At 65.1% G+C, this 11,818-nt stretch carries 11 protein-coding genes; 6 read left to right on the top strand and 5 right to left on the bottom strand.

What is annotated here, in order from left to right:
- Positions 1-537: 537 nt before the first annotated feature.
- Complete coding sequence (locus AC1DT2_RS08085) at positions 538-1,731, bottom strand: DesA family fatty acid desaturase (protein WP_477295739.1); 1,194 nt, start codon at positions 1,729-1,731, stop codon at positions 538-540.
- 242 nt (positions 1,732-1,973) lie between these two features.
- Between AC1DT2_RS08085 and AC1DT2_RS08080 the strand changes: the two genes are divergently transcribed.
- The 5 genes from AC1DT2_RS08080 to mutM are packed head-to-tail and all read left to right on the top strand — an operon-like array spanning position 1,974 to position 6,160.
- Entirely contained in the window at positions 1,974-2,705 is a 732-nt protein-coding gene (locus AC1DT2_RS08080; RefSeq protein WP_477295737.1) for an ABC transporter ATP-binding protein, read from the top strand.
- A complete protein-coding gene (locus AC1DT2_RS08075) occupies positions 2,702-3,457 on the top strand; it encodes an ABC transporter permease (RefSeq protein WP_477295735.1) in 756 nt (251 codons plus the stop codon). Before AC1DT2_RS08080 ends, AC1DT2_RS08075 begins: the two co-directional genes overlap by 4 nt.
- The gene (locus AC1DT2_RS08070; protein ID WP_477295733.1) at positions 3,457-4,803 is read left to right on the top strand and encodes a GldG family protein; all 1,347 of its coding nucleotides are present in this window, start codon (positions 3,457-3,459) and stop codon (positions 4,801-4,803) included. Before AC1DT2_RS08075 ends, AC1DT2_RS08070 begins: the two co-directional genes overlap by 1 nt.
- A 1-nt stretch (position 4,804) precedes the next feature.
- Positions 4,805-5,296, top strand: a complete 492-nt coding sequence (locus AC1DT2_RS08065; protein WP_477295731.1) for a hypothetical protein — start codon at positions 4,805-4,807, stop codon at positions 5,294-5,296.
- A gap of 51 nt (positions 5,297-5,347) precedes the next feature.
- Positions 5,348-6,160 (top strand): bifunctional DNA-formamidopyrimidine glycosylase/DNA-(apurinic or apyrimidinic site) lyase, encoded by an 813-nt coding sequence (mutM, locus tag AC1DT2_RS08060; RefSeq protein WP_477295729.1) that lies wholly within the window; start codon positions 5,348-5,350, stop codon positions 6,158-6,160.
- A gap of 19 nt (positions 6,161-6,179) precedes the next feature.
- On the opposite strand, the gene AC1DT2_RS08055 is transcribed toward mutM, so the two are convergent.
- Both AC1DT2_RS08055 and AC1DT2_RS08050 read right to left on the bottom strand, forming a co-directional pair.
- Positions 6,180-6,953: a hypothetical protein gene (locus AC1DT2_RS08055; protein ID WP_477295727.1), complete on the bottom strand. Its 774-nt coding sequence runs from the start codon at positions 6,951-6,953 to the stop codon at positions 6,180-6,182.
- Positions 6,950-7,603, bottom strand: coding sequence for a thymidine kinase (locus tag AC1DT2_RS08050; protein WP_063572074.1), 654 nt, complete (start codon positions 7,601-7,603; stop codon positions 6,950-6,952). The genes AC1DT2_RS08055 and AC1DT2_RS08050 overlap by 4 nt, the downstream gene beginning before the upstream one ends.
- A gap of 165 nt (positions 7,604-7,768) precedes the next feature.
- On the opposite strand from AC1DT2_RS08050, the gene AC1DT2_RS08045 reads away from it, so the two are divergent.
- The gene (locus tag AC1DT2_RS08045) at positions 7,769-9,763 is read left to right on the top strand and encodes a UvrD-helicase domain-containing protein (RefSeq protein ID WP_063572073.1); all 1,995 of its coding nucleotides are present in this window, start codon (positions 7,769-7,771) and stop codon (positions 9,761-9,763) included.
- A gap of 9 nt (positions 9,764-9,772) precedes the next feature.
- On the opposite strand, the gene AC1DT2_RS08040 is transcribed toward AC1DT2_RS08045, so the two are convergent.
- Positions 9,773-10,792 (bottom strand): AI-2E family transporter, encoded by a 1,020-nt coding sequence (locus AC1DT2_RS08040; protein ID WP_477295724.1) that lies wholly within the window; start codon positions 10,790-10,792, stop codon positions 9,773-9,775.
- Between the two features lie 49 nt (positions 10,793-10,841).
- The gene (locus tag AC1DT2_RS08035) at positions 10,842-11,807 is read right to left on the bottom strand and encodes an AI-2E family transporter (protein WP_477295741.1); all 966 of its coding nucleotides are present in this window, start codon (positions 11,805-11,807) and stop codon (positions 10,842-10,844) included.
- Positions 11,808-11,818: the final 11 nt, after the last annotated feature.

Here is an 11,818-nt window from a genome sequence, read left to right as displayed (position 1 = left end):
CCTCGAGGGTGGGCACCGAAGGCTCTTCCCATCCCTGAGGTTCGTGTGGGTCGAGCCGAAGCAACGCTGCTTCGGCTGCTGATTCGTCGCCGTCGCCAGACGGTCAACCCTGGCGCGCTGGTCGCGATCGGCCGCGCGAGCTAGCGCAGCGGCGAGGAAGGCGCTCACCGAGCCGGAGCGTCCGTACCAGCACGMCCGCCGTAACGGTCCGCTTGGGCGGCCACAYCCACRCCAACGGCTCTCCTTCCCGCTGACCGTATCGTCGTGAGAGACCTTGGTGTCCACCCTCGAGGCGAGTTCCGCACAAGTGGAGCGRCCGTAGGCCAAATAGATACRTGGGCCGCGTGAGCGGCCTTTCCTTTGCGAACGCGGAGGACGTGTCTGAGCCGCGAGGGTGGGCACCAAGGTCTCCCCGCGAGACGCCCAAGTGTACGAAGCGACGGCGAAGGCGAGCCAGGTGCGAGGTGCGAGGTGCGAGATGAACCAAAAAAAAGGCCCGCCAGTGGCGGGCCTTTTGTCTACCAGCGAGCGAACCGCTTACGCGCCCACCGCCGAGTATCCCTTCAATCTTTCAGCAAACTGCTGCAGCGAGCGAATTCCGCTTTGCTCCGCTTCGACAATCCACTGTTGGAGCGACTTCAGCGCCTTATCCGCGCCACGCTCTTCCATCAGCGCCACCAGACGGGCGCGGAACTCGCACACCGTGGTCAGCGTCGGGCGATTGGCCAGCGCGGCATGCATGCGCTCGCGGGCATCGTTGTCCAGCCAGCGGCCGCCATCGGCCAGTGCACGGCGCACGCGACGCGGCACGGCTTTCACGCTGTCCCCCGCCTGACTGACTTCTTCGCGCATGGTCGGCAGGATCACGTTGCGGTAGTAGTCGGTCGTGGCCTGGAAGCGCAGCGCCAGCACACCCTTGAGGGTCTCGGCGTCCGGCAGGTGCACGTTGGGACGGATGTTGAGGGTCGGTGCGACGCGCAGCACCTTGGCGAGGCCCACGGCGCGGAGAGTGCAGATAGCGGCCCAGCCAATGTCGAACTCCCACTTGCGCAGTGCGAACTTCGCCGAGCTCGGGAAAGCATGGTGGTTGTTGTGCAACTCTTCGCCGCCGATCCAGAAACCCCAGGGCGAGATGTTCGTCGCCGTGTCCGAGCTCTCGAAGTTGCGGTAGCCCCACCAATGGCCGATGCCGTTGACGAAGCCCGCGGCCCAGAACGGGATCCAGATCATCTGGATGGCCCAGATCGCCAGGCCGACCACGCCGAACAGCGACACGTTGATGATCGCCATCAAGGTCGGGCCCCAGTACGGGTGGCTGCCGAACAGCTTGCGCTCGAACCAGTCGTCGGGCGTGCCGCGACCGTACTTCTCCATGTCGGCCTTGTTGTAGCTGGCCTCACGGTAGAGGGCGACGCCGTCGAAGAAGACCTTCTTGATCCCGAACACCTGCGGGCTATGCGGATCTTCCTCGGTCTCGACCTTGGCGTGGTGCTTGCGATGGATAGCGACCCACTCGCGCACGACCATGCCCGTCGTCAGCCAGCCCCAGAAACGGAAGAAGCCGTTGAGGGTCCAGTGGAAATCCACGCCGCGATGGGTCGCGCTCCGGTGGTAATACAGGGTCACCGTGAAAATGGTGAGCTGCGTCAGCACGAGCAGATAGACCACCAYTTCGCCCCAGCTTGCGCGGGAGAGACCGTTGGCCAGGAAATCGAGCAGGGTGTCGAGCATTTAGTCGGTACCGCGCGGGGAGTGAAGGGAAAGTACAAGTGTATATCGGCAGTCTAACCGCCTGTTTCCATACCCACCAGCACGTTCTTCGGCAAAATGTGAAGCCGGCGGTTGTGGGAAACGGAGCCGTTTGCGCACAATCGCGCCATGAGATTCCTCCCAGCCGTTCAGAAGCCACCCGCCGTGACCGCACGTTGGGCACAGAATCCTGCGAATAGCCCGCCGTTCGGCGACGTAGGCGCATGACCGACCTTCCGCTCCTGAACGTGGCGGGTCTCTCCCGTCGCCGGGCCGGCCGCGCAGCCGTGACCGACCTTTCGTTTTCCCTGAACCGTGGTGAAGTCCTCGGCCTGCTAGGGGTCAATGGCGCCGGGAAATCCACCACGTTGTCGATGCTCGCAGGCGCGCTCCGCCCGGAAGCGGGAAGCATCACCCTGGACGGTCGCGATTTCGTGACGCATCCCGGCATTGCCCGCTCCCTGGTCGGCTGGCTGCCCGAGGCTGCGCCCCTGTGGCCCGAACTGTCAGTGGAGGAACATCTCCTGGCCTTTGCCCGCCTCCGCGGCTTTTCCCGCACGGCGGCCCGAAAGTCTGCCAATGCAATGATCGTCCGCCTCCAGCTGGGCGACATGCGGCGACGCCTTGCAGGGGTTCTCTCCCAGGGCCAGCGGCAGCGCCTCGGCGTGGCCTGCGCCCTGGTCCACGATCCGGCACTGATCATCCTCGACGAACCCGCCAACGCGCTGGACCCTGTTCAGACCGGCGAATTGCGCAAGCTGGTTCGCGAGCGGGCGGCAGCCGGGGCGGCGGTGATCCTTTCGACCCACGTACTCGGTGAAGTCGTCGCTGTGTGCGACCGGGTGGCGATCCTGCACGAGGGACGCCTTCGCCACGACGCGCCGCTCCACGACAAGGCAGGCGGCAAGACGCTGGAAGCCACCTTCTTCGCCATCGCGACGGGAGCAGGCCCATGAGCCTTGGTGCCGTGACCCGACTTGAATTGCGCCGGCTCACCGTGCGCCCTCTGGCCTGGGCGATCGCCGCCCTGACGATTGCCTGGCTTGCCTGGAGCTTCGTTCTCGGCCTCGGCCAGTTCCTCGGCGATCAGGTGAAACTGGCTGGCATGGCGGATGCGCCGGGCTTCACCGATCTGGTCGCCATACCTTTGCTGGCCGAACTGGCCAAGCTGGCCTTCCTGGTCGTTCCGCTGATGACGATGTCGCTGCTGGCCGGCGAACGCCGCACCGGTACGCTTGCGTTGCTCGCCTCGACCGGACTCGCACCGTGGCGGATCGTCCTGGGTAAATACCTTGCCGTCCTCCTCTGGCTGAGTCTCTGGCTCCTGGCCACCCTGGCGATGCCTCTGGTGGTCGGTGCGGAATCCACCGCCGACTGGGGGAAGCTCGCCGCCGCGACGCTCGGGACAGCCCTGCTTCTGGCAACACTCGCCGCCATCGGCGTGGCCTGCTCCGCGGCCACTTCATTTCCGGCCATCTCGGCGGCCATGGCGCTCATCGTGACCCTGGTGTTGTGGACAGTGGATCGTGGTGCGCAGGCTGCCGGTATCAGCGGCGGTTTCCTCGAATGGCTGACCATGGCCACGCATCTGCAGAACCTGCTGCGCGGCCTCGTCGTCTCCAGTGACCTGATCTGGTTCGTACTCGCGATTGCCCTGTCGCTTATCCTCGCCACGCGCCGCCTCGGCGGCGACAGGGAGCGTCAGTAATGCGCCGTCTCGATCGCTGGCTCATCCTGCTGGCCCTGGTCGTCGCGACAGGCTGCCTCGGGTTCCTCAGCTCGCGTCACGTATGGACCGCCGACTGGACGCGAGGCGCGCGTGCGAGCCTCGCGCCCGAGAGCGTTGCCGTACTCGACACGCTGAAGGGGCGCGTCGACGTCGTAGGCTACCTATCGCCCACCGGCCCCTTGCGCGAGCAGGTCGCCGCCGTGATGGAACGCTACACACGCGAAAAGAAGGACCTGACACTCTCGTTCGTCGACCCGGACCTGGATCCCGTCGCGTCGCGCCAGATGGGTATCGCCGGTAACGGTGCCTTGTTCGTGCGCTATGCCGGGCGCGAACAGCGTGTGGAAAGCCCGATCAACGAACGCAACCTTTCCAACGCACTCGAGCGCCTCGCGCGCGGCGGCGAGCGCGTCGTCGCCTTCGTCACCGGCGACGGCGAGCGTCAGGCCGACGGCCAAGCGAACGCCGATCTCGGCACCTTCATGGGCCAGGTGGAACGTCGTGGCATTCGCGCGGTGCCGCTTAATTTCAGCCAGACCCAGGGCGTTCCCGAGCACACCGATCTCGTCGTGCTCGCCAGCCCCACGGCGTCGTTGCCGGCAGGCAGCATCGCGGCGCTGGTCGACTACGTCCGTTCCGGCGGCAACCTCCTCTGGCTGACCGAACCAGGCAATGCGGACCTGGGTACCGGCGCGCTTGCCGATGTCCTCGGCATACGCGTTCTTCCCGGCTTATTGGTCGATGGACAAGGCAGCACGCTCAACGTGAAGGACCCTCGCGTCGTCGCGGTCGGTGACTACCCCTTCCACGCGATCACGCGCGGCTTCCGCGATACCAGCCTGTTTCCGCAAGTCGCCGCGCTGGCCCAGGTATCCGACCACGACTGGGCCGTCGTGCCCTTCCTGCGCTCGGGCGAGCGCAGCTGGACGGCCTTCGATGGCATCGACAACGACAAGCCCTCGACCATCGCCTTCCATCCGGAAACCGGCGAACTCAAAGGTCCGCTGGATTTTGGCTTCGCGCTGAACCGCCTCTCGCCGAGCCCGGCGAAAAGCGAACAGCGTGCCGTCGTCATCGGTGATGGCGATTTCATTTCCAACACCTACCTGGGGAACGGCGGCAATCGCGCCCTCGGCGAGCGGATCGTCGACTGGCTGCTCGGCGACGACGTTCTGGTAGACCTGCCAACGCGCGGCGCGCCTGACCGGGTCATTTCGCTCTCGCAGGACGGGCTCAATGCCATCACCCTAGGCTTTCTGGTCGCCCTGCCCGCTTTGCTCGTAGGCCTCGGCGCGGGCATCGCATGGCGCCGAAGGAGGCGCTGACGTGACGCGACGGATCATTGCCATCGCGGTCCTCGTGCTGCTGCTCGCCGCCGTCGGCTGGCAATGGCATGCCGACAATGCGGAAGCTCAGGAGCACACGCTCACGTCGGTCGATCCCGATGCGGCAACACACATGGCCGTGGCGCTCAAAGGCCTGCCCGATCAACGGTTCGAGCGCAGGAACGGACGCTGGGTGAATCTCGATGCCACGGCCACCGACGAAGGCCGCGCCGAGGAACTGGTCTCGCTGGCGGCGACGCCCGTAGCCGACTGGAAGCCCGCTGGCGATTTCGATCCCGTGAAGATTGGCCTGGCGCCACCGATCGCCGTGCTCACGATCGACGGCACGCGCATCGAATTCGGCGAAATGACCGCCCTGGGAAAGCAACGCTACGCGCGCGTAGGAAAGCGCATCGCCTTCGTCCCGGCACAGGCACTTCCCCGTGCGCCACGCACCCAGGCCTTGCCGACAACCCTGAAGCCGGTGCCATGAGCGCACGTGCTGGCGCTTGCCCGACGACCTGAAACACCCCATCTTCCGGTCATGCCCGAGCTTCCCGAAGTCGAAACCACCCGCCGCGGTATCGCTCCTCACCTTGAGGGACACCGCGTGACCGGTGTCGTGCTGAGGCGTCCGGACCTGCGCTGGCCCATCCCGGCGGAGATATCCACCCTCCTTCCCGGCCAGGTTATCGATGCCGTGGACAGGCGCGCGAAATACCTGCTGCTGCGCACGGAGGTCGGCACGGCCCTGCTTCATCTGGGCATGTCCGGCATGCTGCGCGTACTGCCGGCGGAAACGCCGATCGGCAAGCACGATCACGTCGACATCGCCATGGACACGGGCCGCGTCCTGCGTTTCACCGATCCACGCCGCTTCGGCGCCCTGCTCTGGCAAATGCCAGGCGAAACCCATGAACTGCTCGACGGTATCGGGCCGGAGCCGCTCACCGACGACTTCGACGGTGACCTGCTCTGGAAGCTGTCACGTGGCCGCACCGCCTCGGTGAAGACCTTCCTGATGGATAACGCCGTCGTCGTCGGCGTGGGCAATATCTACGCGAGCGAAGCCTTGTTCGCCGCTGGCATCGATCCGCGCCGCGCCGCAGGAAAGGTGTCGCGCGTGCGCTATGCAAAGCTCGCCGACGAGGTGAAGCGCATCCTTGCCTACGCCATCACGCGCGGTGGCACCACGCTGCGCGACTTTCTCGCCCCCGATGGCGCGCCGGGCTATTTCTTCCAGGAGCTGTTCGTCTATGGACGCACCGGCGAGCCCTGCAAGGTTTGCGGGACGCCGGTCCGTGTCGTGACGCTCGGGCAGCGCGCGTCGTTCTATTGCCCGCGCTGCCAGCGCTAGCCACGCGACCCAAAACGTTTCAGTCGGGCCATCGCATGGCGGCGTGCGAGTTGTTGAACATCGGATCGTTCTCGTCACCCGACAGCTCGACCGTCAGGCCACCCTTCACGCCATCCACTTCCACCGTCTGGTGGTGCTCGAAGTGCGCGCCCAAGGCACCCAGGTCGACAAATCGTTCCGATAGCGCGCCCGCGCGATCGATCTGGTTATCGGGCACGTTGGTCAGGCTGATGTCCGGACGACCGAACTTGCGCATGCCCCGCGTACGGATCCACGAGCGGCCTTTGGTCTCCTCGGGACTGCACAGGATCAGCACGTGATGTCGCGTGGGGGCGCCGCCCTGTACCAGGTAGTGCTCGCGCCAGGTGGCGGCGTCGAAGAGCGAGAGTATCTGCGGATCGACCACGGCCTTGCCACCTATATCGGTCAGCGCCGCCACGACACCCAGGGTGTCGCGCAGATAGTCGAGATGGTCGCTATCGGGAAAACGTCCACGAATGGCAATCACGTGCGGCGCCGCCTTCGCAGCGRCATAGGCTTCCGGGCTGTCTTCCTTCAGCAGTTCACCGAGCGCGCCGGAGAGGGGGTAGCCCTCCCAGCGCGCCAGCACGGCGTTCTGAAAGCGCTGGAGCTCCACGCCGTCAGGAAGGCCAGGGCTACCGTAGCGCGCCGCGGGGATCACGAGATCTTCGGGGAACGCGCCGAACACGAAGAAAAGCAGCACGGCTTCCTCGCTGCTGGGCTGCCAGTGCGGTCGCGGCCATGCGGCGGCGGTATTCGTCGTCTCGGTCACGTGCTTTTTCCTTGGTCTGGGTCGCTTTCGCCGAGCGGCAGCACGGATTGCTGCAGCTCGATACGGCCATCGCCGCCGGTGATGCTCTTGAATTCGGCGCGGCTCACGGAGACATAGCGGTCGTTCCCGCCGATCTCAACCTGCGGGCCCTGGGTCACGGCCCGGCCATGCTCATCCACGCGCACCACCATGGTCGCCTTCTTGCCGGTATGGCAGATGGTCTTGATCTCGTCGAGGTTGTCCGCCCAGGCCAGGAGGTACTTGCTGCCTTCGAAGAGTTCGCCGCGGAAATCCGTGCGCAGGCCATAGGCGAGCACCGGGATACCCAGCTTGTCGACCACGTCGGAGAGCTGCCAGACCTGGGCCTTGCTGAGGAACTGGGCTTCATCCACCAGCACGCAGTGCAGGGGGCCACGGCTGTCGATGTCCCGCTCCGCGATGGTCAGCAGGTTCTCGTCCCCGGCAAATCGCATGGCCCGCGCCTGCAGGCCGATACGTGAAGCGACAATGCCCTCGCCATAGCGATTGTCCAACGCTGGCGTGAGGATGAGCGTACGCATGCCGCGCTCGTGATAATTGTGCGCGCTCTGCAGCAGCGTGGTGGTCTTTCCGGCGTTCATCGCCGAGTAGTAGAAGTAAAGCTTGGCCATGCGGATCGTTCCGGTGCGTGACCGCACATGGTACCGCCAAGCCCCCGACCGCTGGGGGCCGAGGGCCGGTCTCGTGGCCCGTGAGCCTGTTCCGGAACCCCGCCGACGGGTTTCCACCTGCTACCATCCGTGACCTCGTCCGCTGCCCTGTCCGGCCGATCCCCTATGCTCAATCCGCAGCAACACGCGGCTGTCGAATACTGCGACGGCCCCCTCCTCGTGCTGGCCGGCGCCGGCTCCGGCAAGACCCGTGTCATCACGGAAAAAATCTCGCACCTGATCTCGCGCCGACACCTGGCCGCCGAGAAGATCGCCGCGATCACCTTCACCAACAAGGCGGCGAAGGAAATGCGCGAGCGCGTGAGCAAGCTGATTTCAGACGAATCGGCGAAAGCGCTTACCGTCTGCACGTTCCACGCGCTCGGGTTGAAGTTCCTGCAGATCGAGCATGAACGCGCCCAGCTGCGCCGCGGATTCTCCGTGCTCGACGCCGACGACAGCGCCAACATGCTCAAGGAGCTCTCGCCCAAGGGCGTGAAACCCGAAGTGATCCAGGGCATCCGCAACCTGGTGGGCAAGGCGAAGAACGGCGGTCTCACGCCGGAAGAGGCGATGGCCGCGGCACGCAGCCCGCGCGAGATCGAAGCCGCGACGATCTACGACCTCTACCAGCAGCGCCTGGCCGCCTTCAACGCCGTGGATTTCGACGATCTCATCCGTTTGCCCCTGCGCATCCTGGAAACCGACGACGACGCGCGCGCCATCTGGCAGGAACGCCTGCGCTACCTACTGGTGGACGAATACCAGGACACCAACGACGCGCAATACCGCCTGCTCAAGGCGATTGCCGGGCCCAAGGCACGCTTCACCTGCGTGGGCGACGACGATCAAAGCATCTATGCGTGGCGTGGCGCCAACCCGGAAAACATCGACCAGCTCGGGCGCGACTTCACCAACCTGCGCGTGATCAAGCTCGAGCAGAACTACCGTTGCGCCAAGCGCATCCTGCGCGCCGCCAACCAGCTGATCGCGAACAATCCGCACGTCCACGACAAGAAGCTGTGGAGCGACCACGTCGAAGGGCCGCCGATCCGCGTGCTGGAATGCAAGGACAACGACCATGAGGCCGAACGCATCGCCGCGATCGCCTCCAGCCTGCACGAGAAGTACAAGGAAAAGGGCGCGCGGTGGGACGACTTCTGCATCCTGTATCGCGGCAACTTCCAGGCACGCGTGCTGGAAAAGGCGCTGCGCCTGGCCAAGGTGCCGTATCACCTCAGTGGTGCACTGTCCTTTCTCGATCGCGCGGAAGTGAAGGATATCCTCTGCTACCTGCGTCTCCTGACCAACCCCACCGATGATGCTGCCTTCCTTCGCGTGGTCAACGTGCCGAAGCGTGAAATCGGCTCGACATCGCTCGAGAAACTCGGCCAGATGGCGCAGACACGCAATGCCTCGCTGCTCGAGGCGACACGCAGCGATACCGTACTGAAGACGATCTCCTCGCGTCCCGCGTCCGCCCTGGCGAACTTCTCACGCCTGATGGACGAGTTGCGCAGCGACGCCAACCACCTCAGCGCCGCTGATCTGGTCCAGACGATCATCGAGAAGACCGGCTACGGCGCACAGATCGCAGCCTCGACGCCCGATGAAGTGCTGCGCGAGCGCCGTCTGGGCAACCTGCGCGAACTGGCCGACTGGTTCCGTGCCATGAGCAAGGACGGCGGCCGTACCGGCGACATCGCTGCCCAGCTCGCCCTGCTCAGTCATGCCGACCGCGACGATCCGGGCAACGCCCTGCGCATGATGACGTTGCACTCGGCAAAAGGCCTGGAGTTTCGCTTCGTCTTCATCGTCGGCTGCGAAGACGGCACGTTGCCGCACGAAGGCGCGATCGACGAAGGCCGCCTGGACGAGGAGCGACGACTGATGTACGTCGGCATCACGCGCGCCAAGGAGATGCTGACGCTGTCGTTCTCGGCCCGGTCGCGCAAGTACGGCGAGGTTCTCTCGAACGATCCGAGTCGCTTCCTCGAGGAACTGCCGCAGGATGATCTCCACTGGGACGGCAAGGATCCCGAAGCCGATGCCGAAGTGAAGATGGAAACCGCCGCCACCCACATGGCGCGCATCCGCGCCATGCTCGCCGGCGGCACCTGATTCCGCCCCTCAGATCAGCTCTTCGGCCTCGAGCTCGCTCTTCAGGTAGGCATAGTAGATGGGCGCGGCTACCAACCCCCCTAGCCCGAACGCTGCCTCGAACACCAGCATCGCGATGAGCAACTCCCAGGTACGCGCACGGATCTGCCCACCGACGATCTTCGCGTTGAGAAAGTATTCCAGCTTGTGCACCACGATCAGGAAGCCGAGCGCGGCGACACCCACCCACAAGGACACCGACAGGCCGGCAATCGTGATCAATACGTTGGAGATCAGGTTGCCGACCACCGGCAGGAGCCCGACGACAAAGGTAAGGATGACCAGGGTCTTGGCCAGCGGTACGTGGATGCCGAACATCGGCAAGCCAGCCAACAGGAACAATGCGGCGAGCGTAGTGTTGATCGCCGAGATCTTCAGTTGGGCGAAGATGATGTTGTGAAAGGCGTCGGCAAGACGCATCGCCCGGGTCGACAGCTCGAACGACAACGGCCGCGCCGGACGTCCGCCTGAGCCATGCGAAATGGCAACGATGGCGCCGAGCACCAGGCCGATGAGGATGTGCGCAAAGACGCGCGCCGCCGTGGTGCCCATCAACTTCAGATCGCCCGCGTGCTCGTGGGCCCAGCCCATTCCCCGTTCGCGGAAGTCGCCGAAGCTATCCGGCAGGCGTGAGGTGAGCCAGGCCGGTAGCTGCTCGTGGGCCTTGTCGAACAACGGGAGCAGCTTGGCGTCCCAAAGCTCCTGCGGATCACCGATGTCGCGGCGGTAGAAGCCCAGCGCGGCGACGACAATCAGGATGAGTGCTCCAACCACGACGATCGCCACGAAACCGACCGCGATCGGCCGCGCGCGCTCACCGGGGACGACGCGACGAATCAGCGGCGTGAGCGCTTCGACCACCTCGTACACCAGCAGACCGGCCAGCAGGGCCGATACCAGGTGGAGCATGAGCACGCCCCAGAGCGCCAACGCCGCAAGGACGTAGGTGGCGATGCGGATGAGGCGCGAATCGCCCGGCGTACTGACCATGCTGTCACTCCTTGAAGTTGGCGGGATTCCAGYAGGCCGGCGATGAACGCTAGATCAAGCGCTCGGCTTCCAGTTCAGATTTCAGGTACGCGTAGAAGATCGGCGCCGCCACGAGGCCCGGAAGCCCGAAAGCCGCTTCGCAAAGCAACATGGCGACCAGGAGTTCCCAGGCACGCGCCCGGATCTGGCTGCCGACGATGCGGGCATTGAGGAAGTACTCGAGCTTGTGGATGACGACGAGGAAGGCCAGCGCACCGATGCCAACAGACAGCGACACCGACAGGCCGACGATGGTGATCGCCGTGTTGGACAACAGGTTGCCGATCACTGGCAAGAGGCCCACGAGGAAGGTGATCACGATCAGCRTTTTCGTCAGCGGCAGGTGCACGCCGAATAAAGGCAGGATGCAGAGCAGGTAGATGGCGGTGAGGAGGGTGTTGACCAGCGAGATCTTGATCTGGGCAAACACGATGTTGTGGAACGCGTCGGCCAGGCGGGCACTGCGCAGGCTCAGCTCAGCCGCGAACGGGCCGACCTGGTGCGACGGCCGGGTGCGACTCAACGCCACGATCGCACCGAGCACGAGGCCGATGAGAATGTGCACGAGGACTCGCGCCGCTTCTTTGCCTGCAAGCTGCAGGGTCACCGCATTGCTGCGTGCCCAGTCGAGCGCGGTCACGCGCAGCGCGTCCACGCTTTCCGGCAAGCGGGCGACGACCGCCTGGGGCATCTGCTCACGAGCGCGCTCAACCAGGGGCATCAGCTTGTTCTGCCACAGATCTTCGGGATTGCCGATTTCGTTGCGGAAGAAACTGATCCCACCAAGGATGAGCAGGGTCAGTAGGCCGACGACGATGACGGCGACCAGGGCGACGGCGAGCACGCGCGCACGATCGCCTGACAATCGACGACCCATCAGGGGTGCCACGGACACCACCACCTCGTAAACGAGCAAGCCAGCGAGCAGCGCCGGCAGCAGCCGCAGGTAAAGCACGAGGAAAAGACCGAGCCCCATCGCGATGTAGC

The organism is Luteibacter sp. P4_E6 (assembly GCF_056401535.1).
Note: the sequence above shows the minus strand (reverse complement) of the source record. Positions and strands in the feature narration are given on the sequence as shown.

Excerpts from the sequence above, each read along its gene's own strand:
- AC1DT2_RS08080 (WP_477295737.1), top strand. The coding sequence starts at position 1,974 with ATGACCGACCTTCCGCTCCTGAACGTGGCGGGTCTCTCCCGTCGCCGG.
- AC1DT2_RS08075 (WP_477295735.1), top strand. The coding sequence starts at position 2,702 with ATGAGCCTTGGTGCCGTGACCCGACTTGAATTGCGCCGGCTCACCGTG.
- AC1DT2_RS08070 (WP_477295733.1), top strand. The coding sequence starts at position 3,457 with ATGCGCCGTCTCGATCGCTGGCTCATCCTGCTGGCCCTGGTCGTCGCG.
- mutM (WP_477295729.1), top strand. The coding sequence starts at position 5,348 with ATGCCCGAGCTTCCCGAAGTCGAAACCACCCGCCGCGGTATCGCTCCT.
- AC1DT2_RS08050 (WP_063572074.1), bottom strand. The coding sequence starts at position 7,603 with ATGGCCAAGCTTTACTTCTACTACTCGGCGATGAACGCCGGAAAGACC.
- AC1DT2_RS08045 (WP_063572073.1), top strand. The coding sequence starts at position 7,769 with ATGCTCAATCCGCAGCAACACGCGGCTGTCGAATACTGCGACGGCCCC.
- AC1DT2_RS08040 (WP_477295724.1), bottom strand. The coding sequence starts at position 10,792 with ATGGTCAGTACGCCGGGCGATTCGCGCCTCATCCGCATCGCCACCTAC.